This is a genomic window from Chitinophaga costaii (genome assembly GCF_900094705.1).
Lineage (GTDB): Bacteria > Bacteroidota > Bacteroidia > Chitinophagales > Chitinophagaceae > Chitinophaga > Chitinophaga costaii.
In genome coordinates this window covers 118,108-144,462 of record NZ_FMAR01000009.1, presented here as the reverse complement: position 1 = coordinate 144,462, position 26,355 = coordinate 118,108, and the positions used below count along the sequence as shown (strand labels likewise).

The 26,355-nt window shown below is 46.4% G+C and carries 23 protein-coding genes and 2 tRNA genes; 9 read left to right on the top strand and 16 right to left on the bottom strand.

Annotated elements, in window-relative coordinates; translation table 11 throughout:
- Positions 1–43: 43 nt before the first annotated feature.
- The 6 genes from mltG to miaB form a co-directional block, all read right to left on the bottom strand.
- Positions 44–1,108, bottom strand: a complete 1,065-nt coding sequence (mltG, locus tag GA0116948_RS13620; protein WP_089713163.1) for an endolytic transglycosylase MltG — start codon at positions 1,106–1,108, stop codon at positions 44–46.
- Between the two features lie 253 nt (positions 1,109–1,361).
- Positions 1,362–1,721: a preprotein translocase subunit SecG gene (gene secG, locus GA0116948_RS13615; RefSeq protein WP_089713161.1), complete on the bottom strand. Its 360-nt coding sequence runs from the start codon at positions 1,719–1,721 to the stop codon at positions 1,362–1,364.
- 6 nt (positions 1,722–1,727) lie between these two features.
- Positions 1,728–4,115, bottom strand: a complete 2,388-nt coding sequence (locus GA0116948_RS13610) for a prolipoprotein diacylglyceryl transferase (RefSeq protein WP_089713159.1) — start codon at positions 4,113–4,115, stop codon at positions 1,728–1,730.
- A 21-nt stretch (positions 4,116–4,136) separates the two neighbouring features.
- A complete protein-coding gene (gene lptE, locus GA0116948_RS13605; protein WP_165798475.1) occupies positions 4,137–4,643 on the bottom strand; it encodes an LPS assembly lipoprotein LptE in 507 nt (168 codons plus the stop codon).
- Between the two features lie 85 nt (positions 4,644–4,728).
- A complete protein-coding gene (locus tag GA0116948_RS13600) occupies positions 4,729–5,979 on the bottom strand; it encodes a sigma-54 interaction domain-containing protein (RefSeq protein WP_089713154.1) in 1,251 nt (416 codons plus the stop codon).
- Positions 5,980–6,042: 63 nt separating this feature from the next.
- Complete coding sequence (gene miaB / locus GA0116948_RS13595) at positions 6,043–7,473, bottom strand: tRNA (N6-isopentenyl adenosine(37)-C2)-methylthiotransferase MiaB (RefSeq protein ID WP_089713152.1); 1,431 nt, start codon at positions 7,471–7,473, stop codon at positions 6,043–6,045.
- Between the two features lie 262 nt (positions 7,474–7,735).
- Between miaB and GA0116948_RS13590 the strand changes: the two genes are divergently transcribed.
- Positions 7,736–8,092 (top strand): hypothetical protein, encoded by a 357-nt coding sequence (locus GA0116948_RS13590; RefSeq protein ID WP_123891808.1) that lies wholly within the window; start codon positions 7,736–7,738, stop codon positions 8,090–8,092.
- Positions 8,093–8,251: 159 nt separating this feature from the next.
- Here the strand turns inward: GA0116948_RS13590 and GA0116948_RS13585 are convergent, their stop codons facing one another.
- Complete coding sequence (locus GA0116948_RS13585; RefSeq protein WP_089713149.1) at positions 8,252–8,698, bottom strand: helix-turn-helix domain-containing protein; 447 nt, start codon at positions 8,696–8,698, stop codon at positions 8,252–8,254.
- 12 nt (positions 8,699–8,710) lie between these two features.
- On the bottom strand, positions 8,711–9,043 hold the full coding sequence (locus tag GA0116948_RS13580; protein WP_089713147.1) for a type II toxin-antitoxin system HigB family toxin: 333 nt from the start codon (positions 9,041–9,043) through the stop codon (positions 8,711–8,713).
- Between the two features lie 383 nt (positions 9,044–9,426).
- Here GA0116948_RS13580 and GA0116948_RS13575 point away from each other — a divergent pair.
- A tRNA-Gly gene (locus GA0116948_RS13575) sits at positions 9,427–9,499 on the top strand.
- 358 nt (positions 9,500–9,857) lie between these two features.
- The gene (locus GA0116948_RS13570) at positions 9,858–10,160 is read left to right on the top strand and encodes a hypothetical protein (RefSeq protein ID WP_123891807.1); all 303 of its coding nucleotides are present in this window, start codon (positions 9,858–9,860) and stop codon (positions 10,158–10,160) included.
- 74 nt (positions 10,161–10,234) lie between these two features.
- Here GA0116948_RS13570 and GA0116948_RS13565 read toward each other — a convergent pair whose 3' ends face one another.
- From GA0116948_RS13565 to GA0116948_RS13555, 3 genes are all read right to left on the bottom strand, one after another.
- On the bottom strand, positions 10,235–10,741 hold the full coding sequence (locus GA0116948_RS13565) for a hypothetical protein (RefSeq protein ID WP_089713143.1): 507 nt from the start codon (positions 10,739–10,741) through the stop codon (positions 10,235–10,237).
- A gap of 83 nt (positions 10,742–10,824) precedes the next feature.
- Positions 10,825–11,604 carry a (Fe-S)-binding protein gene (locus GA0116948_RS13560; protein ID WP_089713141.1) on the bottom strand — a complete coding sequence of 260 codons (780 nt, stop codon included), beginning with the start codon at positions 11,602–11,604 and terminating at the stop codon, positions 10,825–10,827.
- Between the two features lie 58 nt (positions 11,605–11,662).
- Positions 11,663–12,973: a (Fe-S)-binding protein gene (locus tag GA0116948_RS13555; RefSeq protein WP_240619208.1), complete on the bottom strand. Its 1,311-nt coding sequence runs from the start codon at positions 12,971–12,973 to the stop codon at positions 11,663–11,665.
- Positions 12,974–13,113: 140 nt separating this feature from the next.
- Here GA0116948_RS13555 and GA0116948_RS13550 point away from each other — a divergent pair, with 140 nt between their 5' ends.
- Positions 13,114–13,611, top strand: coding sequence for a phosphoribosyltransferase family protein (locus GA0116948_RS13550; RefSeq protein WP_089713137.1), 498 nt, complete (start codon positions 13,114–13,116; stop codon positions 13,609–13,611).
- Here the strand turns inward: GA0116948_RS13550 and GA0116948_RS13545 are convergent.
- Complete coding sequence (locus GA0116948_RS13545) at positions 13,608–14,540, bottom strand: DUF2279 domain-containing protein (RefSeq protein ID WP_123891806.1); 933 nt, start codon at positions 14,538–14,540, stop codon at positions 13,608–13,610. The genes GA0116948_RS13550 and GA0116948_RS13545 overlap by 4 nt on opposite strands.
- Positions 14,541–14,728: 188 nt before the next feature.
- Positions 14,729–16,456 (bottom strand): phospho-sugar mutase, encoded by a 1,728-nt coding sequence (locus GA0116948_RS13540; RefSeq protein ID WP_089713133.1) that lies wholly within the window; start codon positions 16,454–16,456, stop codon positions 14,729–14,731.
- Positions 16,457–16,643: 187 nt separating this feature from the next.
- Here GA0116948_RS13540 and GA0116948_RS13535 point away from each other — a divergent pair, with 187 nt between their 5' ends.
- The gene (locus GA0116948_RS13535) at positions 16,644–17,315 is read left to right on the top strand and encodes a protein-L-isoaspartate(D-aspartate) O-methyltransferase (protein ID WP_089713131.1); all 672 of its coding nucleotides are present in this window, start codon (positions 16,644–16,646) and stop codon (positions 17,313–17,315) included.
- Between the two features lie 246 nt (positions 17,316–17,561).
- On the opposite strand, the gene GA0116948_RS13530 is transcribed toward GA0116948_RS13535, so the two are convergent.
- The 3 genes from GA0116948_RS13530 to GA0116948_RS13520 form a co-directional block, all read right to left on the bottom strand.
- On the bottom strand, positions 17,562–20,162 hold the full coding sequence (locus GA0116948_RS13530; RefSeq protein ID WP_089713129.1) for a TonB-dependent receptor domain-containing protein: 2,601 nt from the start codon (positions 20,160–20,162) through the stop codon (positions 17,562–17,564).
- Between the two features lie 295 nt (positions 20,163–20,457).
- The gene (locus tag GA0116948_RS13525; protein ID WP_089713127.1) at positions 20,458–21,051 is read right to left on the bottom strand and encodes a DUF445 domain-containing protein; all 594 of its coding nucleotides are present in this window, start codon (positions 21,049–21,051) and stop codon (positions 20,458–20,460) included.
- Positions 21,052–21,330: 279 nt separating this feature from the next.
- Positions 21,331–21,404, bottom strand: a tRNA-His gene (locus GA0116948_RS13520).
- A 266-nt stretch (positions 21,405–21,670) separates the two neighbouring features.
- Between GA0116948_RS13520 and GA0116948_RS13515 the strand changes: the two genes are divergently transcribed.
- The 4 genes from GA0116948_RS13515 to GA0116948_RS13500 all read left to right on the top strand — a co-directional run bounded on the left by GA0116948_RS13515 (position 21,671) and on the right by GA0116948_RS13500 (position 25,959).
- Entirely contained in the window at positions 21,671–22,879 is a 1,209-nt protein-coding gene (locus GA0116948_RS13515) for a hypothetical protein (RefSeq protein WP_123891805.1), read from the top strand.
- A gap of 239 nt (positions 22,880–23,118) precedes the next feature.
- Positions 23,119–23,607 (top strand): hypothetical protein, encoded by a 489-nt coding sequence (locus tag GA0116948_RS13510; RefSeq protein WP_089713122.1) that lies wholly within the window; start codon positions 23,119–23,121, stop codon positions 23,605–23,607.
- Positions 23,608–23,751: 144 nt separating this feature from the next.
- The gene (locus tag GA0116948_RS13505) at positions 23,752–24,381 is read left to right on the top strand and encodes a hypothetical protein (RefSeq protein WP_123891804.1); all 630 of its coding nucleotides are present in this window, start codon (positions 23,752–23,754) and stop codon (positions 24,379–24,381) included.
- Positions 24,382–24,684: 303 nt separating this feature from the next.
- A complete protein-coding gene (locus GA0116948_RS13500) occupies positions 24,685–25,959 on the top strand; it encodes an alpha/beta fold hydrolase (RefSeq protein ID WP_089713117.1) in 1,275 nt (424 codons plus the stop codon).
- Positions 25,960–26,355 lie beyond the last annotated feature (396 nt).

Below are 26,355 nucleotides of genomic sequence, written 5' to 3'. Positions count from 1 at the left end.
ATTTTTTTTCAAAGCAAATAAGCCGTATTATTTAAAAGTGCCTTTAAAGTCCCCGTGCATCCAGGGCGGCATGGTATTTCCGGGCGTTTTGCAAATGTTCTTCGTAAGTGGCTGCAAAAGCATGGTGGCCCGGCATATCAGCCCTTGCGCAAAAATATAAATAATCAGTATTGGGCGTATTTAGCACCGCATCGAGTGTTTTTACAGATGGTGTGCAAATAGGGCCTGGCGGCAATCCCTTATAGATGTAAGTGTTGTAGGGCGAATCAAAATGTGTGTGTACTGATAAAATACGGCGGAGGGCAAAGTTTTGAAGCCCAAATTTTACCGTTGGATCTGCCTGCAGGAGCATGCCTTTCCGGTAGCGGTTCAGGTATACACTGGCAATCAGTGGCTTTTCATCATTGGCATTGGTTTCTTCTTCCACGATAGCGCCCAAGATGGTTACCTCGTTTTCACTGAGGTTTAAGGCGCTGGCCTTGGCTTTTCGCTCATCGGTCCAAAAAGCATTGCGGGCTTTTTCAAATTTCTCGAATACTGTTTCGGCACTGGTGTTCCAGTAAAATTCGTAAGTATTGGGCAGAATGGCGCACATAACAGTATTGGTATCCAATCCAAATTGCCGCAGGTACACAGGATCATGTAGTATGGCACGCAAGGCAGCAGAATCTGCCTCCAGGTTCATGGAAACTTTGCGGACAAAGTCGTTTTCAGTACGCAGTTTATTAACGACCAATGTTACCGGCGATTGATGCCCGGAGCGCAATAGTTTTACAATGTCGAAGTTGCTCATCCCCCGGGTTACCTGATACCGGCCGGCCTTTACCCGGTTGGGATAATCCAGTTGCTTGGCTACCCAGTCGAAGCTTTTTTCATTACGGATGATATCCTGTTCCCGCAGCCCAGTCAGTACGTCGGTGTAATGGCTGCCGGTACGGATATAAAAATATTTTTTATCGACAAAGGTGCGGGTATTGGGCCCAAACACCCGGTAAGCGAAGTATACGGCTATCCCGGCCACTAGGCTGCAAAAAATTAATATGCTTCTCCTGATCCAGATCTTCCGGATGTTATCTTTCTTTTTCTGCTTGCTGACTTGCTTCGCCATTACGATTCTAAAAATTGGTGAATGCCTGTTGATGCTTTTTTGTTAATATACAACGCAAATGAATGTCATTTATTTTAAATGCATGGTGAAGACAATATTTTTATAATATGCTGATTATTAAATTTTTATAACAATTTAATTCGTATTTAATGGTATATTATTTTGACCATTTATTACTCATAAGCATTGCATCCCCAAAAAAAAGCCTCGCGTTTAACGGCGAGGCGATATTCAATAATTTTAATAAATAATTTTATTTTGAAGGCTGCTGCTGTGGCACTGGCTGGCTAGCTGGCCTTGTAGCGGGTGTGGTGCCCGGCATAACTGGGGCAGCAGGTGCACTCTTTGTGGTCGGAATGAAGGGCTGATTCTGAGAAGATGTTGTTCCACTTCCTGCAAAGAAATAGGAGGTAAGGCAAAGCACCAAAATAATAGCGGAAAGTATCCAGGTACCTTTTTCGAGTACGTCGGTCGTCTGCCGAACACCCATTACCTGATTGCCAAAACCACCCAGGTTACCGGCCAGACCACCACCTTTGGGGTTCTGTATCAATACGAAGAAACCCAATAGCACGGAGGCCAGCACGATTAATATTCCAAATACAATTAACATAAAGTGCTACTTATTAATATCTGATTGTAATTCGTTGATCTTTTGCGCAAAATAAGCGCTTTTGCCCGGATTAAGCAAACTTAATTTTTTATATATCTGAATAGCTTTCTGGTGTTGACGTTGCTTGGCCCAGATCTCCGCCAGGGTCTCCGATACGATGTCGTCGTCGAGGGTGATAGACCGAAGTGCCATCTTTTCTACGCGCTCGGAAATGCCTGATTCTTCCTCTTCCTCGTATAAGCGGTGCAACTGCTCGTGGTACCAGTCTTTTTTGTTTTTTTCGGCAAAGCTATCCTTCATGGTACGTAGCCAGTTGGTAAAGCTTTTCATTTCATGCTGGCCTTTTTCACTCATTGTTTCGGCCTCCTGTGGTTCTTGCAGCTTTTTATAAGCAAAATAATCATCGGTATACAGGGGCTGGAAGGTGAGGTCGGTTTCTTCCGGCATTTCCAGCGGGTAAATTTTGATCGGACCATCTTCGTAGGTATCCGCTTCCGGAACTACTGTAGCATGGTCTGCGGCAGGTTGCGGCACAGTTTCCCCTGCCGTATCCTCTCCATTTGCCTGCTGCTGCTGCGGAGGTAGCCAGGTGGTAATGAGGGATGGGGCTGCTTCCTCACTTTCGGCTGGTAAGGATGAAGGTACGGGCAGTTGATCGTTAATGACGTCGGAAACCAGTTGGATGTCTGCTTTGTTAATTGGTTCAGCGGGAGCTGCCTGCGCTGCAGGTTCTTCAGGCCATACCCCATTAGAAGCTGCGCTGGGTTGGGGGGCGGAAAAGGCTGGTGTTTCGTTTTCAGCGGTCTCGTTTTCATCATCCCAGGTACTGGCCTCGCCCGCAAGCGTGCCTTCCGGATAGGGAGGTATATCGTCTTCGGCAGTCTGCGTGGACAAGATGCCAGCTTCCTCAGTAAAATTTTCCTTAACAGTTGCTGGCGGCTCATGATGCGTCAATGAACTAATTTCCGACGCAGATGCTGCTACAGAAAATGCTGGCTGTTCTTTATCCGTCCTTAAGCTTTCCTTCGCTGCAATATCTGCTGCGGAAAATGCTGGCTGGGTATCTTGACCGGCCTCTATGATAGGCGTATCGTATGTGGTTTCGGGTTCATGTTGCACATTAATGCCAGCAAATGCAGGTGTTTCCTGTATAAAATCCGGTAATGACTGCAATTCCCCGGCAGCCACTTCCAAAGTGGATTCCAGGCCTTGCTGATTTTCCGTTTGCACAGCTGCTTCAATGGCGCCGGCTTCCAGGGTAGCCCTGAAGGTACCTTCGTTTTCCTGACTTACTTCGCCAATTACCGGTTCTTGAGGGTAAGTGGGCAAAGAGGCCATGTCGCCGTTTTCCAGCGTGGCGTCTATGGTTTCAGGGGAATCGGTATTTTGATCTGCCAGTGCGCCGGCAGCCGAAAAAGCGCCCGATTCCAACGTGTCTTTAAGACTGTCTGTATCGTTTTCTGTTACGGAAAATCTATTTTTAATGGCTTCCAGTTCATCCTGAAAACGGTGTACGTTGAAGTTTTGCAGGTGAGCGGCATCTTCCGCCATTTCTGACTGGTCGGTAGCGCCTTCTTCGGCAGTATCTTCCGATGCCAGCAGGCTTTGCCGGAAAGATTCCATGCGGATATGAAAATCACTGGGGGCATCCTCCGCTGTGGGAGTTTTCTCAGGTGAGGTTATCAGTTCGGTTTTATCAATGGCCGGTTCTTCAACAGGCAAAATAATTGCAATAGCGGATTCGGATGATTCTCGGGCTATTTGTTCTGCCAATTGCTGACGAAAGGCCTCCATTTCTTCATGAAAGGATAACCGCTGTTTTTCCGGCTCCGTTGCTTCGATGTGGGGCGGGGCAGTATCTTGTGGCAGGGTTATCATGTCTGGCGCGCTGATACTAGTATCATCAACGGTATTATCTGTAATGGGTGCCGCTGGCAGCGTAATTTCTTCAATCGAAGGAAATGGCCCTGCACTGTTTATTTCGTCGGTTGCCACATGGGGTAGTTCATCTGTTGTGGTACCCTTGTCTGTAGAAACGAATGGCGTTGCTTCCGCTATCATGCCGTCGTGGGTGGTATTATGCGTAGCCTCGTCCGGCACAATACCAGCACTCGCGGTAAGGTCGCCGCCGTATTGCACCTCTGGCACCGGGGCCAGATCGGGCGGAGATTGAATAAACTGGTAGAAATAATGAGGGGTATTGGTGTACAACAATGCCTTAATCACCGCCTCATGTTGGAGGTCGCTACTGCGTTGGTAGGCTCTTTTGGCCAACAGTACACGGGCTGCGGTGAAAAATGGGTAGTCGGTAACCAGCTTTTCCAGCTCCCACTGCGTCACTTTCTCCAGGCCTGGTTCCTTAAAAATATGTTGAATGATCCTTTCTACGGTCATACGTTAAATATAAATATTTTATTACCAGTTGGCAAAAGCACGGTTGAAAATGTCGTCCACCATCTGTGGCACAATGGTCTCGTCCAGCAATCCATTCTCCACTTCAGATGGCAGTTTACTGGCAGGAAAATCTGCCGAGCGGCTGAATGACTGCTGGTAGCCCTTTTTATCGCCCACTCTTTTGACAAAGGTAATGCTGATGGTCACGGTAAGGCGGGAAGTGGCGGCCTGCTCTACCTGGGTAACAGCGGCGTTGGTAAAGGTATACCCACTGATATAGCCCTTAAATTCGTAATCGGCATTCGGTTCATTTACCTGGGTAAGCTTGGTTTGGGAGGTGATCTTGGTTTTTAATGCCTCCGTCACTTTCTGGCTCAACAATGGATTGTTCAGCGGCGCGCGGTTTTCAATGAAAGTTACATTTACCGTTTTGGCCTCTGCGTCAATACTGGCGCCGGAAATAGAATATTTTACGCTGCAGCCGCCAAACAGCATCACCACGGCCACCAGGCCTATCAATCGTTTCATCCTGCCCATTTAATTTCGTGTAAAGGTATTTAAAAAAAGATGTATTGTTAATGAATAGATTATTAGAACGTTAGTTACTAATCTGCTACTCTGCAATATTATATTCTTTTAGTTTGCGGTAAAGGGTACGCTCGGATATTCCAAGATCGGATGCGGCGTCTTTGCGTTTACCCTTGTGTTTCTTGAGGGCTTTTATGATCAGTTCCTTCTCTTTGTCGGCAATGGAAAGGGTTTCTTCCACTTCTTCATGATGATCTATGGCAGTATGATCGCCCTGCAAAATGATGGGCTGCATAGGCTGCGACACGTTCAGGGCAGGCTGCAAATTATTGTTCTCTGCGGGCTGATAGCTATGCAGCACGGGATTGTCCTGGAAGTTGCTGTTGTGCGCCAGGTTTGGATTCTGCAGTACGTCGAAGAACATCTTTTTGAGTTCCGTTACATCTTTTTTCATGTCGAAAAAGAGTTTGTAAAGGATATCGCGTTCATTAGAAAAATCGCTGTTGCTACTATTACCGGCCGAGGGGGCTAGCATGGGCAGCCGGTTGGTCGCAGCCTGCTCTGGTAGGAAGCGACGCAGCTCTTGTGCATTCACCAATTTATTTTCTGAAAGTACAGAAATCTGCTCTGCCATATTTTTAAGCTCCCGCACGTTACCGCGCCAGGGATAGCTTACCAGTATCTGCCTGGCTTCATCGTCTAGCTGGATAGAGGGTGTTTTATATCTTTCTGCAAAGTCTACACAGAATTTACGGAATAGCATTGGGATGTCTTCCTTGCGGTCGCGCAGGGCAGGTACACGGATAGGCACCGTGTTCAGGCGGTAATAAAGGTCTTCCCGAAACTTACCATCTTGCGTAAATTCCAGCAGCTCGCGGTTGGTGGCTGCGATCACGCGCACATCTGTTTTCTGCACTTTGGAAGAGCCTACGCGAATGAATTCACCGGTTTCTAATACCCGCAGCAAACGGGCCTGAGTGCCCAGGGGCATTTCACCAATTTCATCGAGGAAAATAGTGCCGCCGCTCACGGTTTCAAAATATCCTTTACGGCTGTCTACCGCGCCGGTAAACGAGCCTTTTTCATGTCCAAATAACTCAGAATCGATGGTGCCTTCAGGAATAGCGCCACAGTTCACCGCAATAAAGGGATGATGTTTGCGAGCGCTGAGTGCGTGAATAACCTGGGAAAATACTTCTTTACCAACTCCGCTTTCACCATTTATAAGTACCGTGAGGTCGGTGTTGGCCACCTGCACAGCTACTTGAAGGGCGTAGTTAAGCGCAGGGCTATTGCCGATAATGCCGAATCTGTTTTTTATTGCTTGTAAGTCCATTGTCCTGCTGTTTGTGTGTGTTGAATAAATCAGGCTTTTACTTTGCTGCTCCGTGTGGGCGCTTTACAGCGCCGTGGCGGATTCCGCGATCAAGGTACCGGCGGTGCAATCAGTCACGGTAACGTGCACGTATTGTCCTTTCTGGAGATTACCTTTCGGGAATATCACTACTTTATTTTGATCATTGCGGCCATACAAATGCTCGCTGGAGCGCTTGGAAGTGCCTTCTATCAGCACTTTAAAGCTTTTGCCTACGTCTTTGCGCATGCTGTCCAGCGTGTGCTGGCGGTGCAGTGCTACTACTTCGGCCAGGCGTTGCTTTTTCAATGTTTCCGGAATATCATCCTGGTAGCGACGGGCCGCCAGAGTGCCAGGGCGCTCGGAGTAAAAATACATGTAGGCAAGATCGTATTTGGCGTATTGCATCAGGCTGAGTGTATCAGCATGGTCGGCATCTGTTTCAGTACAGAAACCGGTAATGATGTCGGTGGATAGTCCGCAGTCGGGTAATATTTCGCGGATGCGGTCTACTTTTTTGATGTACCACTCGCGCGTGTATGTGCGGTTCATCAATTGCAATATTCGGCTACTACCGCTTTGCAAGGGCAGGTGTATATAATTGCAGATATTTTCATATTTGGCCATGGTGAATAGTACTTCATCCGTAATGTCTTTCGGATGGGAGGTACTGAAACGCACCCGGAGCAGAGGATCTATCTCGGCCACGCTGGCCAGCAGCTGGGCAAAAGTTACAGGTTCGGTAATACCAGGCACACTGTCGGATGGCATCCAGTGGTAAGAATCTACATTTTGTCCCAGGAGGGTAACCTCCCGGAAGCCGCGCTCAAAGAGATCTCGGGCCTCGGCCACTATGGAAGCCGCATCGCGACTGCGTTCCCTGCCACGGGTAAAGGGTACTACGCAAAAGGTGCACATATTATTGCAGCCCCGCATAATCGATACATAACCACTCACACCATTACTGTCCAGGCGAATGGGGCTGATGTCCCCATAGGTTTCTTCCCGGCTTAGTAGCACATTCACGGCTTTCTGTCCAGTGTTGGCTTCTTCAATCAGGCCGGGTAGGGTGCGGTAGGCATCGGGGCCTACTACCATATCCACCAACTTTTCTTCTACCAGCAGTTTATCCTTCAGGCGTTCGGCCATACAGCCCAATACTCCCACGAGCATACCGGGTTTGGCTTTTTTTAATTTACGGAATTCTGTGAGTCGCTTGCGTACCGTTTGTTCCGCCTTCTCCCTAATGGAGCAGGTATTCAGGAGAATAAGGTCGGCCTCTTCTACATTACGGGTAGCGCCAAACCCTTCTCCCTGAAGGATGGATGCAACAATCTCACTATCGTTAAAGTTCATGGCGCAGCCATAACTTTCAATATAAAAGTTTTTCTGAAAGGGCGAGGTGCTTTCTTCATGAGGGGCATAGGCTTCACCCTGCCGGGTTTCATCATGCGCCTTTACAACAGTTTCTAACATTGGCCAGCCATTGAATTTAGGAGGGCAAAAATACGTTTTTTTAATAGAATAATGACAGATTGGCAGGGAATAAACCCTATTTTATGGGGTAGAAGTTATCCGCCCAGCCCAGTAGCTGGGAGATAGCTGCTGGTGGCCTGTTCAAGACAGGGGTAGCTCATTTTGGTAGCAACTTAATATGCATGCTGGTAAATAGGGCAAGGAATTTTCAGTATAGTATGCTAAAAAAATTAGTATTTTAGACTTGTTAAAGTAAATGGATATGGTTGAATTGGAAGATATACGCATCGGCAATTATTTTGCACACCAGCAAAAAGTGATCACGATCAGCGCGGAACATTATCAGCGGATTTCTATCCTGGCTGCCGAACTGGAACCTTTACGTTTAATTCCCCAGAAATTTTTTAGCCTGGGATTTGGAACGATCAGGGCGCAGGACTTTAATGGGTTTACTAAGTCCTGCAATAATGTGGAGGTGTTCCTGCGCGCCGCCCCGCAGCAACGCTGGACCTTGCAAGTGGGCAATACCCTAAGGGTGCGCTCAATAGAGCATGTGCATGAATTGCAGAATGTATGGTACTGGCTATTTGGTGAGTCATTGAAACGGGCCAGGGATTAGGGGGAAGCGCGGTATAGTTGCTGCACGCTTTTATAGATATTATTGGTTTGTTGCTCTTGTAATGCCGGTGGCATGGCAGTTGCCACAATATCCGCAAGCTACATTCATGGTTTATGATGTAATTTGTTAATATATTGTCAAGGCTTATTGTACGCAATATTAATTATGCTGGGCAATGCCTTTATTGGCTTCCAGCAACGGTTTGTTTACAGCTGTAGGTGCATTACCTTTTAGTGCATATGGCCGGTTAAATACTTCCTGCGATACCTTAAAATGACCTGCCAGCTTCCGGACCATATCTTTAGACAAACCCCGCCGGTAGTTTAAAATATCTGATAACAGACTTTTACTAATTCCGAGCAATGCTACCAGGTCTACGGATCGGAGGTTGTTTTCTTGCATGAGATAGCGCAGGATTTCAATGGGGCCTGCATGGGAAAAGCTATTGTGGGCTTCGTCCCATTTTTCAATGAGCAGGGTAATCAGCTCAATGGTATCTTGCTGCACGGGTGTTTTTTTCTTGATCATCACCAGCGCTTCCAGTTGCGTACAGTAATCATTGTACTGCGCCTCTGTTTTAATTACGGTAAAGGGTAATTTATCCATGATGAAATGTTTTTAAAAATTGCTCACGGTATATTGCAACCGATCGTTACATAATCGCGTATAGGCCGCATGGGTGCCTATCCAGCACACAAAAAGATGTGTTTCCTGCTGCCCAAATACATAGTGGCAAATCATGCGGTAATGGTTACCTCCTATATTAAAAACTACCTTATCCGTGCCATTGCCCAGCAAATCTGCACTGCCAAAGGTGGCCAGGATATCCGAAGGCTGTTCCCAACGTACAGATTTTATAATGGTAAGCCACCACATAAAAGCCGGCCTGCTAGCTGCATTATTCCGGGTAAAGTTTTCGATGGTCTGCTTCTTGACCAAGTGTACTTTCATTGTTTTCTCATTTCAAAGTTACTATTTAGTTCTCGGTTTGCGAACTTTTTCCCCATTTTTTTTTTTCTATACCCAGAGAAAGGTGAGCACTTTACATTTTCTGCTGGGCCCCATGTATTATATTTCCAGGTTGCTGCGGGGTGTACGGAAAATGTAAGAGGGGTTAAGGTATGTTTTCATAAGGGTCTGTTTTGAATTGGTTAAAAGGTCAATGGGTACCGATATTGGAAGTCTAACAACCGGAAAATAATTAATCATTCCAAAGCATTTCTTAATTATTTGTTAATGATGGGAAATAATAGTGCCATGGCTTGTTCTAAAGAGCTGTATTGCTTGAAGGAATAAATGCAGGAATTAATTTCAATTTTGTAATATTGTGCCATGCGGGAATAGCTCAGTTGGTAGAGCATCAGTTTCCCAAACTGAAGGCCGCGGGTTCGAGCCCCGTTTCCCGCTCTTATAATTGATGTCTTATTAATCTTTTATACATTTTTTAGCCATTCCCTTGGTTAATGTTTGTTAATTATTATACAATTCCGTTCCACTTTAGTAAGTACCGATAGCACCATGAAAAAACTAGTTATTTTTATTGGAATATTATTGCTTACCCCATTGATTGCAGGGCTGTACGGCATTTTGCATGATTAATTTACCTACACGGCGAGTCCTGAATATTTCACAAGGTTTAAGTTTATTCAATTTAATTTGCTGGATCAGGTAGATGTGTCACAACGCTTGCTGGTGGCCGATGTGGGGTTTCGTGCTACCTGGTGGGTGGGATGTTATTGGTGCGGTACAAGGTATAACAGGCCTTATGCAATATAGCTATCAGGCTATGATTAAGGCAATGGTGCGCGGTATTAGCATTAATCTGATTACTGCTGTAGTAGTTGGGCTGATAGGGCTAGGCGTTGGTTATTTTTATCTTTCAAAAAGAGGCGTTAGCTGGCACTTGCCGGATGGCTTGATGAGCAAACGTAATTTTATTGCCGTTGGGTCTATGCACAATTTCAGTGATCTGGGCGGCGCTATTGGCACTTTGCTAGGAGTAGGTTACCAGGTAAAATATTGGTGGGAGCAAGAGAAGCAAAGGAAAATAGCCCGGAAAATGAATTAATTCAACTTGCCAGCACATAAAAAAGCCCGTGCACCAGCCAAGGTACACGAACTACTATTTTTAGGGTGGAAGGATTATAATGCTTGCTGTAATCTCGTTTTTAACCAGCTTTCTCCCAACGGTATAAGCCAGTTGTTTTCTAATTCGGCCTTGGTTTGTACGGTATTGTTCAGATAAACGGTTTCCGGGGTAATCTTGCCCTTTTCCAATGCATACAGCAATTGTACCATGGGCAGTAATTGCACTTTGCCCTCTACCAGAAAGCCCAGCAGCAGGCGGTCAAATAAATTTACGTCGTACTGACGTTCTATGCTTTTGATAATGCGTACGGAGCTGTCGGTGCTGCATCCGCTTACGCCAGCCTGACTTTCATCTGCCAGGATTACAATTACCTGGTTGAAAAACAGCGTTCCCCATCCCTTCACCTGGTCGCCATGTGAAAGCCACTGCGAAGTAAATTGGTGCAGTTGCTCATTGATCTCCTTTGATTCCTGTTCGCTAAACGGGCGATTGCTCTGATATATCCATACCCGTGACTGTGGATGGAAGTCTGCGGGTAGTTGTTGTTGAATAGTTGCCATATGGTAAAGATACGAAAGATGAAAATCTGCCGTACCTGCTTTTTTCCGGGCCGGCTAAATCTATGAAAAGTACAGGTAAGGCCTTAGGCCATATCCTGGGCAATTAATTCGGCAATATCCAACACTTTCACACTGTCTTCCTGGCCCTGTTCTTTTACGCCGTCGGTGAGCATGGTCATGCAGAAGGGGCAATTAGAGGCGATCACGCTGGCGCCGGTGGCTACCGCTTCTGCCCCCCGTGCAAAGTTGATGCGGGTGCTGCCTTTTTCTTCCTCTTTGAACATCTGTGCGCCGCCTGCGCCACAGCAAAGGCCATTGCTCCGGCAGCGTTTCATTTCGATCAGTTCTGCATCGAGCAACTGTAGCACCTGGCGTGGCGCTTCGTAAATGTTATTGGCGCGACCCAGGTAACAGGAGTCGTGATAGGTGATTTTTTTGCCTTTGAAATCACCGGCTTCTTTCATTTTTATGCGGCCCGCGTCCAGCAGTTGCTGCAGATAGGTGGCATGGTGAATAACCTCGTAGTGGCCGCCTAGAGGTGGATATTCATTTTTCAGCGTATTAAAGCAATGAGGACAGGCTGTTACAATCTTTTTCACGCCATAGCCATTCAACACCTGGATGTTGTTGTAAGCCATCATCTGAAACAGAAACTCGTTGCCGGCGCGCCGTGCGGGGTCGCCGGTACAGCTTTCTTCTTTGCCAAGGATGGCGAAGGATATGGATAATTTATCGAGAATACTGGCAAAGGCCCGCGTGATCTTTTGTGCCCGCTGATCGAAACTGCCGGCACAGCCTACCCAGAATAACACTTCCGGTGTTTCGCCGTTGGCCATGTATTCGGCCATAGTTTTTATCTGCATAATCAAACATCATTAAAGGTGAAAAAGGGCGTTGCCTGCAATCATTCCAGGTTAAGCATTAGCCATGTATCCAGGCATCCCGGTCGTCGGGACTGAATTTCCAGGGGGCCATGTTGTTTTCAATATTGCTGAACATCCCGTTCCATTCGGCCGGGGCGCTGCTTTCCTCCATCACCAGGTGACGGCGCAGTTGTGAAATAATATGAAGGGGATTAATGCTCACCGGGCATTCCTGCACGCAGGCGTTGCAGGTAGTGCAGGCCCGCAACGCTTCTTCGCTGATGTAATCGCGCAGCAGGGACTTACCATCGTCCTGAAAACTACCGTGCTGGTGAATGTTTTTACCCACCGCCACTAGCCGGTCGCGTGTATCCATCATGATTTTGCGGGGGGATAGTTTTTTGCCGGTAATGTTGGCCGGGCAGGCTGCCGAGCAGCGGCCGCATTCGGTGCAGCTGTAAGCATCCAGCAGGTTTTTCCAGGTGAGGTCAAATACATCTTTGGCCCCGAATTTGGGTGGAGTGGCATCGCCTGCAGGAGCGGCGGCTGCCAGGCTGGGATCCATCATGAGCTGAACTTCATGTTGTACCGAAGGCATATTTTCCATGGTACCCTTGGGGTTCAGGTCGGCGTAATAAGCATTAGGAAAAGCTAAAATGATGTGCAGGTGTTTGGAATAAGGCAAGTAATTCAGAAATGCCAGCACCCCAATAATGTGCAGCCACCAGGCGCTGCGTTCTATAGCCACCAGCAAACCGGTAGACAGGCCTTCGAATATAGCGGTGAAATTACCAGATACCAGGAAATTCCCTGTGGCGGCATAGTGTTCCAAGCCCCGCGTTTGCAATACCTGGTCGGCGGTGTTCATGGTGAGGAACAGTGTCATGAGTACGATCTCGGTGATCAGGATAGTATTGGCGTCGCTGCGGGGCCAGCCATCAAGGTCGTGGCTGCGCAAACGGGGGATCTTCTTCACGTTCCGGCGGAGGAGAAATGCCGCACAACCCACGATCACTAGCACAGCCAATACTTCAAAAGCCCCGATCAGCCAGGGATATAGCCTGCCCAGCAGGGGCACAAACAGGCGATGTTTACCCAATAGCCCATCCAGCACAATCTCCAGGATCTCCAGGTTAATGAGGATAAAACCTGTATACACGAAAAGATGAAGCACTGCCACCAGTGGTTTGCGAAACATTTTCTTTTGGCCGAGTGCCAGCAGGAGCACGTTGCGCCAGCGTTGTCCGGGATGATCGGTAAGGTTTGCATCGCGCCCCAGCAGGATGTTGCGCCGGATTTGCCGCGCCTGGCGGGCAAACAGGAATACGGCCACTGCAAACAGAAGGAGGAAAACAAGTACCTGTACCATGTACATAGATTAGATTTGACGATCGAATATAATGTATTTTAGCTATGCAACTGCCGTGCTGGTGTAAAGCAGGGCTACGTGGAATGATGCGTAACAATGTGTGCAATTTATGTATTTTTACCCCTCGTAAAATCAAGGCTATGAGTACCCGCAATATAATTTTACAACAGGATAGCATCGACAAGAAGCTCGAACGGATTGCCTATGAAATCTATGAACAGAATAGTGAAGAGCAAGCACTGATCCTGGTGGGCATCTGGGACCGGGGCCTAATCATCACCCACCGTATTGCCAAACTGCTACGCAAGATTACCCCATTTCAGATTGAGGTAATTGAACTGCGCATAGACAAGCAATATCCTAGCGAGGTGACCCTTTCGGACACACCGGATTTCGATGATAAAGTAGTAATCCTGATAGACGATGTAGCTAATTCGGGCCGCACGATGTTATATGCCTTGAAACCCTTCCTGGCTTATCACCCCCGTAAGATACAGACTGCGGTACTGGTAGACCGTAAGCATAAATCCTTCCCGCTGTCGGTAGATTTCGTAGGCTACTCGCTGGCAACTACACGGCAGGATATGGTGATGGTAGATGTGGAAGGCGAAGAAATACGCAGCGCCTATCTTGTTTAAAAATAAATGGGATGCAGTTTAAATGTTCCGTGGCTGTTAATTTCCAGTGTAGGGGCGGGAAATTTCAGCATATTCAGTAATTGTAAGGCGATTTTAAAACCTTTGTGCCGGGTATGGATTTTAGTGAAGTCTATGTCTGGTGACAGGTAAAATTGCCTTATCCGATGCACGTTGCTATAGTCGTGATATATGCCGTTAATGTCTGTCCAGGTGTTGTCTTCTGCATTGTACATCCGGTCTGCGCCATATCCCGCAGCAACATTCAGCCAGGCCGGCCAATGACTGTTTGTTGCAAATGCCTTTACATTTACTGAAACCCAATAGGTTTGCGCATTATAATCCTTCAGGGTGCGCTGAAAAAAATTACTACCATAAATATTGTTCGCATGCCGGGCCACCACTGGGTCGTGATACTGCATGGTATGAGAGGAGAATTTTAATTGGATGCGTTGCTCATTCCATAAAAGTTCCTGGCTAATCATGGCACCTGCGCCCAGCACATTGGCAGTCATATCGCTGGGGGAAAAGCCCCAGTTGGTGGAAAAGCCGTCCATGACTTCTATCAGGGTTTGGAAAGCAAGGGCGCTCAGTCCGCCTATCCATATTTGTTGCTTGCGGGGAATGCCCGTCCAGCGCCAGGCTTCGCGGCTATATTTAGCTTCCAGGTAGGCGCTGTATACATGTCCACCTTTATCCATGCCCAGCCACTCATCTTCATCATTGAAGAAATGAAACTTACTCCGGGGATACCCCTTGTACCATACCTGGTCTAATGCCGCCAGGGTACCTCCATACACCGCCAATGAAAATCCACTTACCGCCACCACCCGCGTACGCACCGTAGTATCCGGCAGCTCCCAGAAGGACAACCGCTGGGCATGCAACGGCAATTGCAGCAGCAGGCACAAATAAAGAAGCCGGTGTTTCAAGCGGAACAAAATGTTAGGCAATGCGGTTTGTACAATACGTGATCTATGATGAACACAGGTGTTCAATAAGCAATGGTAATGGTATAAATAAGAGCTAAATTACAGGTATTTATCTTAATCATATTTAATTAAAAAGCGGCCATAAAGCCGCTTTTTAATTAAGGTGCCGGTTGTGATGCCGTAGTATTTTATTTCAATTTCATGTCTTCGATAATGCCTTTGATGCGTTTTTCAATCTGGGCATCCACTGCATCGAACTGGTCGGGGGCAGAGAGGGTTTCGTGTACGCTGAAATAAAATTTAATTTTTGGCTCAGTGCCGGAGGGGCGGGCAGATATCTTGCTGCCGTCTTCCAGTAGGAATTGCAGTACGTTAGACTTTGGTAGCACAATAGGTTCGGTGGCGCCGGTTTTCAGGTCTTTTATTTGCTGCAACTGATAGTCGAAAATACGGGCCACTCGCACACCGTCTATGGTGGAAGGCGGATTTTCGCGATAGCCGCGCATCATATCGTCTATTTCGGCCACCCCGTTCATACCTTTCTTGGTGAGGGAGATGAGGTGTTCCTTGTAGAAGCCGTATTTTACATACAGGTCTATCAGTTGTTCAAAAACGGTTTTACCCTGCGACTTAATGTAGGCTGTCATTTCGCAGATCATGGCCACAGAAGCTACAGCATCTTTATCGCGTACATTGTCGCCGATCATATAACCGTAAGATTCTTCTCCGCCGCAAATGAATTTCTCCGTTGGTTCTTTTTTACGGATCAGTTCTGCAATCCATTTAAAGCCCGTGAGGACATTGTAGCAATTGATATTGTTCTTCGCCGCAAATACATCGATCAGGTCGGAGGTTACAACGGTTTTGCAAACGAAGTCTGTTTTTTTGGCCAGGCCTTTAGCTTTGCGGCCTTCGATGATGTAATTAAACAGCAGCACGGCGGTTTGGTTGCCATTAAGCAGGGTCCATACACCTTTATTGTTTTTAACGGCTATGCCTACACGGTCTGCATCGGGATCTGTACCCAGCAAAATATCGGCATCCAGTTCTTTTGCTTTTTTGAGGCCGATGCTCATGGTTTCGGCTTCTTCAGGATTAGGATAACCTACGGTGGGGAAGTCGCCATCAGGTTTGGCCTGCTCTTCCACGATGTGTACGTTGGTGAAGCCAAAACGTTGTAAAGCCTGCGGCACCAGGGTGATTCCACTGCCGTGGATGGGCGTGTACACGATTTTGAGGGCGTGTTGTTTTTCAATGATATCAGGATATATGCTCAGGCCTTTCACCATGGAGAGGTAGGCATCGTCTATTTCTTTTCCGATGAGGGTAATATTGGCTTCATTGCCGGTCCACTTCACTTCGTCCACAGAGGCGATCTTTTCTACTTCGCGGATCACGTTTTTATCGTGGGGCGGAATTAGTTGAGCGCCATCATCCCAGTAAGCTTTGTAACCATTGTATTCCCGTGGGTTGTGAGAAGCAGTGAGTACAATACCGCCCTGGCAGCCCAGGTGGCGGATGGTGAAGCTCAGTTCCGGTGTAGGACGCAGGCTTTCAAAGAGGAATACTTTAATGCCGTTGGCGGCCATCACATGGGCTGCAGTTTCGGCGAAGAAGCGGCTGTTATTACGGCTATCGTGGGCAATGGCTATTTTTACATCTCCGCTAGTAAAGGTTTGGTTCAGGTAGTTGGCAAAACCCTGGGTGGCCATGCCAACGGTGTATTTATTCATCCGGTTGGTACCCACGCCCATTATACCGCGCAGGCCCCCGGTGCCAAATTCCAGGTTGCGGTAAAATGCATCGGTAAGCTCTTCGGGATGCTGCTGCTGGAGATCTTTGATGGCGGCCACTGTATCTGCGTCGTAGTTACCATTTAACCACTGGTCTACTTTGCTTTGAATATTTATATCCATAACACTAGAATTTATAAATCCTTGTAAAGTAAGTAACACCGGGGGTAAATTCCAAATTTACCCCATTCTTTCCGGGATTTAGGGGTTTCAAAGGCAATGCCCTGCTTCTGCCCTGGGCGGATGTGGAAATCTGGCTGTGGAAATCGTTTCTTGTGTTCGCAAGCCCCGAATCCGTAATTTTGCAAATATGAACAGGGAATACCAAAGGGATTATATCGACGATTACAAACAAAAAGGCTTACGTAAACAACTGGTGGATAGCATCCGGCAAAAAGGCATTACTGCCGAAAATGTGCTGCAAGCAATCAACAATATTCCCCGGCATTTTTTCCTGGACACCGCCTTTGAAAGTATTGCTTATGAAGACAGGGCCTTTCCGATTGGGGAGGGCCAAACCATTTCCCAGCCATATACGGTGGCTTACCAATCGCAGCTGCTCGATATAAAACCATTCGAGAAGGTCTTGGAAATTGGCACTGGCAGCGCGTACCAAAGTTGTGTGCTGGGAGAGCTGAAGGCCAATGTGTATACCATAGAGCGCCAGAAAAAACTATTCGACCTGGTAAAGAAATTTCCTTTTAAAGCCCGTTACCCTACCCTGCGTTTTTTTTATGGTGATGGGTATGAAGGCCTACCTACCTACGGCCCTTTTGATAAGATTCTCGTTACTGCCGCCGCCCCGGAAATTCCGGAGAAGTTATTGCAACAGTTGAAAACAGGCGGTAAAATGGTGATACCTGTAGGAGAAAAAGAGGTGCAGCGCATGCTGCGGCTTACGAAGATCAGCGCAACGGAATTTGATCAGGAGATCTTCGCAGATTTTTCTTTTGTGCCAATGTTGGCGGGAAAGAATTTTTAAGCAAGCTAATCAAAACAAAATTGCTGCCTTTAAGGCGCTCAGGCAGCAATAAACAGCATGAATATTATTTTTTAAGCCTTACTGCCCATGCGGTAAGGCTTTTGTTTTTCTATTCCATAGCTTCCATCAGTGGGGCTGTCGCATATATAACCATATTAGGGAATTAGCAACAAGTGTTTACGTAAGCTAAGTCCACATCCAGCTATTTAAATGACAGCCTTGTAGGTTATCCAGTTGAATTGTTTTTTAGAACGTCTGCATCTGATCGTCGGCTGGCTGGTTGTTTGTTTTTTTGCGCTTAAAGAGATTGTTATCAAACTTTCCGAAACGGTAGGCAAAGGTGAGCTTTACGATGCGGGACTCACGCTTACGCATATAATCCTGCTCAAACTGTGGCGTAACCTGGTTCAGTTGATACTGCCGGGTATTGAACACGTCGGAGAGGGCCAGGGTGAGGGAGGCCGCCTTGTTCTTTAGGAAGTCTTTTTTTATGGCTGCATCTAGTCCGCTGAATCCTTTGATTTTACCCTGTGCAGAAGATAGTGCGAGGTTCATACCTCCGCCACCTCCACCACCACCACGGCCCCCGCCACCACCGCCACCACCACCGGATCCGCCACCACCGCCGCTAGGCAGTGATACCGAGGGTGCCTGGTAAGTACCATTGAGTTGAAGGGTAAAATTAGCCGGCAGTTTTGTTTCAGAGTTAATCTTAGCCATCCAGCTAAAACCATTGTTGGTATAACTTTGATCCCCTGATTTTACGGTTAGGTTGGTCTGGTACAGGTTTACGTTGGTGGTAATGTCCCAGCCACGCAAAATGGTATTTTTCATTGTTAGCTCGGCACCATAAGAATTATCCTTATCGGCGTTGACGTACTGCGTAAGCAAGGTGTCTTTACCAATAGCATCGCTCACGGTGGTAATCAGGTCCGTGGTGTTGCGGTAGTAAAACGTTGCCAGGAAGTTGCTGTTTTTCCAATTTTTCACATAAGAAAACTCGAAGCTGTTGGTGTATTCTGGTTTCAGGTTCGGATTACCCTCCCGCTGGTTTTGCGGATCGCTATAGTCGCGGTAGGGAATGAGCTGGAAGAAGTTAGGGCGTGTTACCCGTCGGCTATAGTTCAGTTGCAATTCCTGGTCGTGGGCCAGTTTCTGGCTCAGGAAAAGACTGGGGAATAGGCCCGGCTTGGATTTCGTGGGTTTAAAGTGTTCGTTGGCACTAGGTATTTGCCCGGAGTATACATATTGTTCGCCGCGCAAGCCTACCTGGTAACCAAAATTGCCCGCTGTGTTGGCGAAGTTCAGGTAACCGGCGTAAATCTGTTCGTTGTATTTATAATCATTGCTCAGCGTGGGATTAAACACGCTGTTGTGAGAGGTGGTGTCAATATCAAACACATTGTAAGTGCTGCTAAAGTCCCGCAAGGTCGTTTTTAGACCTGCTTCCAGCTTACCATTTTTCCCAATGGGATTGGTATAATCAGTTTGTATGGTAACGAAGGTAGTCTTGCCCTTGGTGTTATTATCCTGGTACACGGGTTGGCCCTGGTTGTTGCCCAAGGGATCTTGCGCCTGCGTTATAAAATTTCCGTCGCGGTGCAGGTTAGAGATGTTGTAGTTCACATCTGCCGTTAGTTCCTGGTTGGGTTTTGCGAAGGTGTGCTTATAGTTCAATGCCGTGGTATAGTTACGGAACGACATATCGGTATTAGTAATGCGGTCGCTCAAGCCGGTAGTGGATTTGTCATCGTCCAGGAAAGTACTGAGCAGGTTGTCGTAGTTGTTGAAATTACCAGCTACGATATTTTGCGATAGGGAAATGGTGTTCCGGTTGTCGATGGTGTAATCTGCCCCGAAGCGGCCAAATTGAAACAGTGGTTTGCTTTTGTTGCGATCGTCCTGATTTAGATAGTTCAGGGTGGAAGTACTGTCTGCAAAGTTAGTTCTTTTCGTGTGTCCGTAACCGGTAGTATGGTTGGCATTCACGGTATAGTTGGCGAATACATTCCATTTGCCCTGGCGTACGGCGATGTTGCCGCCGGCGTTGTACTTGTTCCCGTTGGCAATGCTGGCGTTTACCGATCCATTAATCCCTGCTTTTTTATTTTTTTTCAGCACGATGTTAAGAATACCAGACATGCCTTCGGCGTCGTATTTGGCGCTGGGGTTGGTAACCAATTCCACGCTTTCAATGGCGTCTGCGGGTATTTGGTCCAGCGTAAGGGTGGAGGGCTTGCCGTCTACGAAGATATTGGGCGATGCATTGCGCACGGTTACGTTGCCGTCGATGTCCACATTCACGGAAGGCACATTTTTGAGTACGTCGGTAGCCGTGCCGCCTACGCTCACGAGGTTGCGGTCTACGTTGAACACTTTTTTATCGATGCCCATCTGGAAAGCGCTTTTCTGTCCGGTCACTTCCACTTCTGCCAGGGCTTTCACATTGGGATTCATTTTAATGTTGCCCAGGTCTTGCTCGGCGGTTTGGCTGGTAATCAGTATTTTTTTCTGGAGCGTATTATAGCCCATAAAATTAATGCGCACCAGGTAGGCGCCCAATGGCAGGTTCACGAGGCTAAAGTCGCCATTGGTTTGGGAGAGCATGCCGGTTACAACGGTGCTGTCTTTGGTCCGCAGCAGTGCTACGGAGCTGTAGGGAACGGGTTTGCCGGTAGTGGCATCTATCAATTTACCGTAAACATGCCCAATAGCCGGGCCGCTGGGGTGTTGTGTGCCGTTGGGCTGTTGGCCGGTACCGGTGGGCTTGTTGGCAGGTACCTGTGCCTGTACATTCATCTGAGCCGTGGCTAATACGATTGCCGCCAGCGCTAACCATTTTTTCATCGCTTGTATTAATTAACTCCTAACTGTTTTAAAATTGAACAAAGCTAAGGGGTGGGGTTGCCGTACACTGGTTCATTTTGATAAAAGGGAATTAAGCCTTCCACAACTTGTAAAAATAAGCGCTGAAAGGTCTTAACAGTAATTAACAAAACGACCGTCCCATAAGCCATGCAAAGCTATGCCGGCAAAGCTTACCCGCAATTAAAAGGGCATTAAAAAGCCTGGTTTTTAACGATAAATAACACTTCTGTTGGGATAGTAGTGCGGAAAACATGTTGTATAGGAAGGCAAAAATCTACGCCAGTACAATCGCCAACTGTACTATGCCGATCACGAAGCCAATGCCGGCGCCCAGCCATAACAGGGCTTGCAAGGGTTTGCGCAGGCGTGCATGGAGGGCGGCTTCCAGCTCGGTAGCTGAGAGGGTGCTGATCCTGGTAGCGACCATTTGCTGGATATTAATATCGCGTTCCAGGTTGTTTACATATTGGCCAATGAGTAGGGGAAACAGGTGGTGAAGCTCTTCTACCAACACGCCTTTTATCTGGCTAACCGTACTATCGCCGATGAACATGGACAATACCGGCATGGCCTTAGGCAGTTTTTCGCGCAGAAAGGTATCGAGATGGCTTTCTACAACGGGCATAATAGCTTTTATTTGTTCGGGATCGGTGAGTTTGGTCCGGATGGCGTCGAAGGAAAAGAGCTGGGTGGCTACGGTATCACCCAGTAGCTGTGCCCATTGCTGCTGGTATTTTGGGAAAATGCCCTGCAGTTTAATAAAGCCCAGGTTCACGGGCCGCAGGGGGCGAAATAATAAACGGATGGTGGCCCAGTTGGTAAACCAGCCAATGAAAGCGCCTAATAATGGAATGAAATACAAATACATAAGCTCCAAAGATAGGGCAGGTTTGCAAAAAATCCTTGGGCATGGGCTGGCTGCGCATAAAAAAAGCCGGCCATACAGGGAGATGACCGGCTGTAGATATGGGGGGCCTTTAGATGGCTTGGTTGTTTATTTGGGCCTGGCGGTGGCCGGGCAGGCACCAGGATATGCTGGCTGTTTATTGGTAAGCGTTGAGTAATACCATGGTTTTGCCAAGGTAAGAGAGGAAAGTCATTTCCAGGTAAAAACAAAAAAGCCTCTCAGCTACTGAGAGGCTTTCTGGGTGGATGAGGGGGCTCGAACCCCCGACCCTTAGAACCACAATCTAATGCTCTAACCAACTGAGCTACAACCACCATGTTGTGTTTTGCGGAGTGCAAAGATAAGAGAATTCCTTTCAGCATTCCAAACATTTCATCAGAATTTACTTCAAAAATAACCGGATGAGACCGGCGCTTTCGACGGAAGCCGCGCCCGCTGCGCTGTTTGAGCGGAAAATTTGTTTAAATTTGTACTCTACTAACTAGCCCGGCATGTACGCATGCTGGGCTTTTTTTGTCTGGTAATGACCGGGCAGCTAACCCAGGATAAGTGAGTAGATACTATAATAATGCACAAAACTATGGATCAACTGAAGTTAAAACTGAAAGCGTATTATCAGCGGTACCAGCAACTGGACGCAAAAACCAAACCGGCAGCGGGGCAGGGAGATAAGGAGGAAGTGGCCGATATGGAACATGATATCCTATCTCAATTTGGCTTGCCGGCATCTAAAAGATTTGTGCAGATACTGCACGACTTTGTAACCCATCGCCAGTTCAATGAGCAACTGGTGGATTATGTGAGCAAGAAGTTGAAAACCGCCGCCAGTAAATATTTGCTGGCCCCGGTATTATCAGATGTAGAGCAGCTATCCCATGCCCACGACCAGAAACGCAGCGCCTACGACGTGCTGCCGGAGCTGGGTTTTCCAACGAATGAGTACAGCCTGTACCTGGTGGGCGAATTGCTTTACAAGCGTAACATGAGCGCCTCCGATATCCTGGATGAGCTGCAAAAAGTGCAGCACTTTGACGATTGGGAAGACTTGCTGCTGTTGAGTAAAATCAATAATTACAAGGAGGATGCATTGTATGCTAAACTGAAGAAACACCACCTGCGCTTCCTGAACGAATTCGTGCAATATGTGCGTAAACAAGCCTTAGCTGCCGCCAGCCACAAGCGCCTTACCCCCGCAGAAGAAGGATATGCGCCCAACTATCGCACCGTTACCAAGGTACTGGTGGAGGATATTGTGTTTGACCAGGACACCACGCCTAGCATTTTTGGGAAAGTACGCATCAACGGGCGGCTCACCCGGGTGACCATTGGCCTGGAATTTTCCGAGCTAAACCAGCTCCTTATGACCAGCGACGAACTGGGGGTAGAGATCAGTAGCCTGATTAAAAAGAAATTGAGCAGCCCCGCTGTGGAAAAGCCTTTGGTAATTGACGTACGCGCCCAGTTTGGCCAGGAACTGAAACTGGACAACTGCTACCTGGAGGTATATAAACCCCAGCACCGCGACAGCAAGCATAAATGGGTGGAAGACAAAGACCCGTTTTATTTCGTAGACAAGATCCTGTCTAAAAAGGAGTTCGACAAGCGGAGCAAGGAAGTAGAGGTGAAGCAGAAAATCCAGGAGTGCCTGGAGTTGATTGGAGGTTCTTACGTGTACTACCAGCGCTTGCGCCGCCTGGACATTACGGAAGATGAAGCAAAATTGAGAGCAGGGCTGGGCGATGAGTTGTTGTTTAAATTATCTTATTTTTTAAATAAGTTGAAAGAGTAAGGTGAAACGCTTTTTTTACAAATGGCCGGTACGAAGATAATGCATCTGCTACCGGCTTTTTTGTGCCGCCTATTCATGGCGTTACGCTTTAACCTAGGCGTATGATAGGCTTTGAGTAGGGGTACGGTGGGAGAAGGGTAGGCGGGAGGCTGGTCGGTTAACTCGATGTTAACGGCCCCTGCTATTCCTGAAAACTGGGGGTAATGAATTAGATTTGAATACGTTAGAAAATAATGGTTATGGCCAGGATTGCAGCTACTTCCCACGTTATTAAAGCCTTGATGGCCGCGCATCCCGACTTATGTTTTTACAAGATGAGTGGTGCTTGGCAGGTGCGGCGCAGGCACAGCCTTACTGCGCGCCGGGTAGCCAATGATCCGGCTTTTCTGTTCACGCGGTTGTACGCAGGCATTTTAGGGCAGGCATCTGGCCTGGCAGCCAGCGTGTTGCAAGGTATTCCAAAGACACAACGGGGAAAAGGCATCACTAAGCGCATGGATAGCATGGCTTGCAAGGCATTGAAAGCCGGGCAATTGCCGGCCTCGGTGATGCTGCAGTTGGAGCAGGCGTTTTTGCCGGCCACACCCAAAGCGGATGCAATGGCTGCTCAACCCCTGAAAGTACAGGACCCTGCTAAGGCCTGTAATGCTACTTCCTCGCTTCCTTCATTTGCCATAATACTCCATCCCCGCAGGGACTGCCCCGGTGCACCGGCGGTGCTGGCGTAGTGTTCCCTGCCGGAAGCATGGATGCCGGGCTGGTTTCGGACAGCAGCAGGCGTAAGGTTGGGTGATGCACTGCAATACATGGTGGTTTTACTTTCCGGGTGGCAATGGATTTAATAATTCTTCCAGTGAATATAATTACAAGCAATGTTTAGAGGTCCAATAGATCAGCAACGATTGATGAAGATATTTTCAAATCATACGGACAGGCAGTTATTTATTAGTCATTACGATTTTTCAGCAACAGACCGGCATAATCGGTTTTATAAAAGTTTCGTAGATGATCACTGCCTTGCTGAAAATACGGATATGCTGATCGCCGTTATGGAGCTGTCTATGAAAATGGACTATTTTAAGGAGGAACTGGTAAACCAGGCCTGGTCAGTATATGAGACGAAGAAATTTTTTTTCAGGCTTAATTTTTTAGACTATCTCTTCTTTTTTAAAAATAAAATTGATGCTGCCTTATACCTTGAAATAAATGAGGCTATTTTTACTAATTCATTGAATGTAGAGGTAACCTTTCAGGCAGCTATTAACCTGTATGATCTGACCCGGTATTATGCGCCCTATTTATATATATCCCTGAAAAGAGCCTGCCGGAGCTCTGATTATTATATTTTTTATAAGATTGTTCAATTTTTGGAAGAAGAAAAGGGATTGAATGATCATGCAATTGTATTGGTATATGTAAAAGAACTGCTTAACGATGCCTGTTTAATTTTGCCGGGAAATCATAGGCTTTCGCTGATGAAAAGACTGGAGCAATTGGGGTGAGGAGAGCACCTTTTAAGTTGTCCAGATCAGAACAGATCTATATTCTGGGAATCTTTTTATCAGACCATATGCTTGGGTAACATACCAGTCCTTTTCTATTAATGCATCCGTTATGCCTAATTCAAGGGTAACTTCTTCAATAAGGGACTTGTCTGGTATTGAGTTTATAATTGATCGAAGCTGCTTTAAAGCTAATAATGAAAACCTGGCTTACTATACCTACATGTAAAGAAAGTTTTAATTATTATATTGGTAGGAAAATAAATTGGAATAACACTTTCTTCTTATACCCATAGCTGATTTATGAAAATTAAATTTTTGATTATATTTTGCTTTATGGCCATAGTTATTTGGCAACCTGCAAGATCTCAGACTGTACTGTTTTCTACGTTCTTTCAACTTGTTAATGTCCATGATCACCAAGGTGAACCATTTAAGTTGGAGGGCTGGATATTTGTGGAGCGTCTAAGTTCAAACGCAGGAGTTACCCTGATGGCACTGAGCATGATGGATGGTAAGCAGCTGGCCACATCAACGGGCAAACTTACGATGGAAGGTTTTAAAACGGGGGAGTGGAATAAGGTCGTTATATTGGGCAAAATCGACAAACATGCAAATCAACTTGCTATTGGAGCATTATTTTCAGGGAAGGCTAAATTTTTCTTTGATGATTTAAAATTATCGATAAAGGGGCAAGAAATTACCATCAAAAACGGCGAGTTTGAAGACTCGGTTATTTCTCCCTGGCAGGCCAATAATCTTCCAAAAGAAGCAAATATTAAAGTAATAAATCAGCCAATACACGCTGGAAAACAGGCACTCTGTATTGACATGTCAAATATCGCTACATCCAGTTATGGAAATAACAGTGAGGCAGGAAAATATGCAAACATTAACGGAAACAAAATCTATTATGAAGTCTATGGTGATGGACAGCCATTACTCATGCTGCACGGTGCATTAGAATCCATCGTCTCCTTTGAAAAACAAATACCGTTCTTTGCAAAATCGTTTAAGGTTATTGCCGTTGACACGCGGGGGCATGGAAACTCAACTGCCGACAGCATGAAGCTAAGCTACGAACTGTATGCAGACGATGTTTATAAGTTGCTAAATGAACTCAATATTGACAGTGCCTATATTTTAGGCTGGAGCGACGGTGGAAATACTGGTTTAATACTCGCAATGCAGCATCCGGGAAAAGTAAAGAAACTGGCAGTAATGGGCGCTGTTTTGTTTAACAATAACACTTCCATATTTGATTGGGTCAACAAAGCTATTAAAGATCAAATAAAAACTTTGGAGAAGAAGAATGATCCTAGCCAAGATTTCGAATGGAGGGTAAAGCATTGCCTGCTTACAGAGCCTAATATTATGCCATCCTCGCTGAAAGCTATTAAATGCCCTGTACTGGTTATGGCAGGAGAACATGATGTAGTGAAGGAAGGACACACCAAATTAATAGCCAACAGTATTCCATCTTCAAAAATGGTTATTTTTGAAAAGGCCTCACACCAAGCACCTGTTGAAATTCCAGATAAATTTAATCATACTGTATTGAGATTTTTCCAGGAATAATATTGGATGTGTGCCTTCTTTATTATTGCGAAATCCGTTTAAGTAAAGGCTTTAATACTATGCATTTTTTTATTGCTTGCACCAATAAAAAGAAAATTTATAAATAAGAAAGCCGTTCAATGAGCAGCTTTTGGTATGCAATTAATAAAAAAATAATCCTATTTTTTTATTTGATTTTATTTCACTCATTGTACTGTTTTTCTAACCAGAAACCTGAGTAATAATGGTTCCTTTAAAATAAAGAAAACGAAAAACAAATAGTAATTTTCAATACTACTTAGATCTGGTAATAAACCTGATTTGTATATGTAATTATTATAAAGTACTTGTATAAATACAGCCATAAAATAGGATGAAAGATCGTATAACCATGCAATGAACCAGAATTTATAATCT

Coding starts and splice junctions, on each gene's coding strand:
- mltG (WP_089713163.1), bottom strand. CDS start 1,108: ATGGCGAAGCAAGTCAGCAAGCAGAAAAAGAAAGATAACATCCGGAAG.
- GA0116948_RS13505 (WP_123891804.1), top strand. CDS start 23,752: ATGTTTAGAGGTCCAATAGATCAGCAACGATTGATGAAGATATTTTCA.
- GA0116948_RS13590 (WP_123891808.1), top strand. CDS start 7,736: ATGGTTGAATTGGAAGATATACGCATCGGCAATTATTTTGCACACCAG.
- GA0116948_RS13570 (WP_123891807.1), top strand. CDS start 9,858: ATGCAATATAGCTATCAGGCTATGATTAAGGCAATGGTGCGCGGTATT.
- GA0116948_RS13600 (WP_089713154.1), bottom strand. CDS start 5,979: ATGGACTTACAAGCAATAAAAAACAGATTCGGCATTATCGGCAATAGC.
- miaB (WP_089713152.1), bottom strand. CDS start 7,473: ATGTTAGAAACTGTTGTAAAGGCGCATGATGAAACCCGGCAGGGTGAA.
- GA0116948_RS13510 (WP_089713122.1), top strand. CDS start 23,119: ATGGCCAGGATTGCAGCTACTTCCCACGTTATTAAAGCCTTGATGGCC.
- GA0116948_RS13560 (WP_089713141.1), bottom strand. CDS start 11,604: ATGCAGATAAAAACTATGGCCGAATACATGGCCAACGGCGAAACACCG.
- GA0116948_RS13555 (WP_240619208.1), bottom strand. CDS start 12,973: ATGGTACAGGTACTTGTTTTCCTCCTTCTGTTTGCAGTGGCCGTATTC.
- GA0116948_RS13610 (WP_089713159.1), bottom strand. CDS start 4,115: ATGACCGTAGAAAGGATCATTCAACATATTTTTAAGGAACCAGGCCTG.
- secG (WP_089713161.1), bottom strand. CDS start 1,721: ATGTTAATTGTATTTGGAATATTAATCGTGCTGGCCTCCGTGCTATTG.
- GA0116948_RS13565 (WP_089713143.1), bottom strand. CDS start 10,741: ATGGCAACTATTCAACAACAACTACCCGCAGACTTCCATCCACAGTCA.
- GA0116948_RS13550 (WP_089713137.1), top strand. CDS start 13,114: ATGAGTACCCGCAATATAATTTTACAACAGGATAGCATCGACAAGAAG.
- GA0116948_RS13515 (WP_123891805.1), top strand. CDS start 21,671: ATGGATCAACTGAAGTTAAAACTGAAAGCGTATTATCAGCGGTACCAG.
- GA0116948_RS13580 (WP_089713147.1), bottom strand. CDS start 9,043: ATGAAAGTACACTTGGTCAAGAAGCAGACCATCGAAAACTTTACCCGG.
- GA0116948_RS13535 (WP_089713131.1), top strand. CDS start 16,644: ATGAACAGGGAATACCAAAGGGATTATATCGACGATTACAAACAAAAA.
- GA0116948_RS13525 (WP_089713127.1), bottom strand. CDS start 21,051: ATGTATTTGTATTTCATTCCATTATTAGGCGCTTTCATTGGCTGGTTT.
- GA0116948_RS13585 (WP_089713149.1), bottom strand. CDS start 8,698: ATGGATAAATTACCCTTTACCGTAATTAAAACAGAGGCGCAGTACAAT.
- GA0116948_RS13540 (WP_089713133.1), bottom strand. CDS start 16,456: ATGGATATAAATATTCAAAGCAAAGTAGACCAGTGGTTAAATGGTAAC.
- lptE (WP_165798475.1), bottom strand. CDS start 4,643: ATGAAACGATTGATAGGCCTGGTGGCCGTGGTGATGCTGTTTGGCGGC.
- GA0116948_RS13530 (WP_089713129.1), bottom strand. CDS start 20,162: ATGAAAAAATGGTTAGCGCTGGCGGCAATCGTATTAGCCACGGCTCAG.
- GA0116948_RS13500 (WP_089713117.1), top strand. CDS start 24,685: ATGAAAATTAAATTTTTGATTATATTTTGCTTTATGGCCATAGTTATT.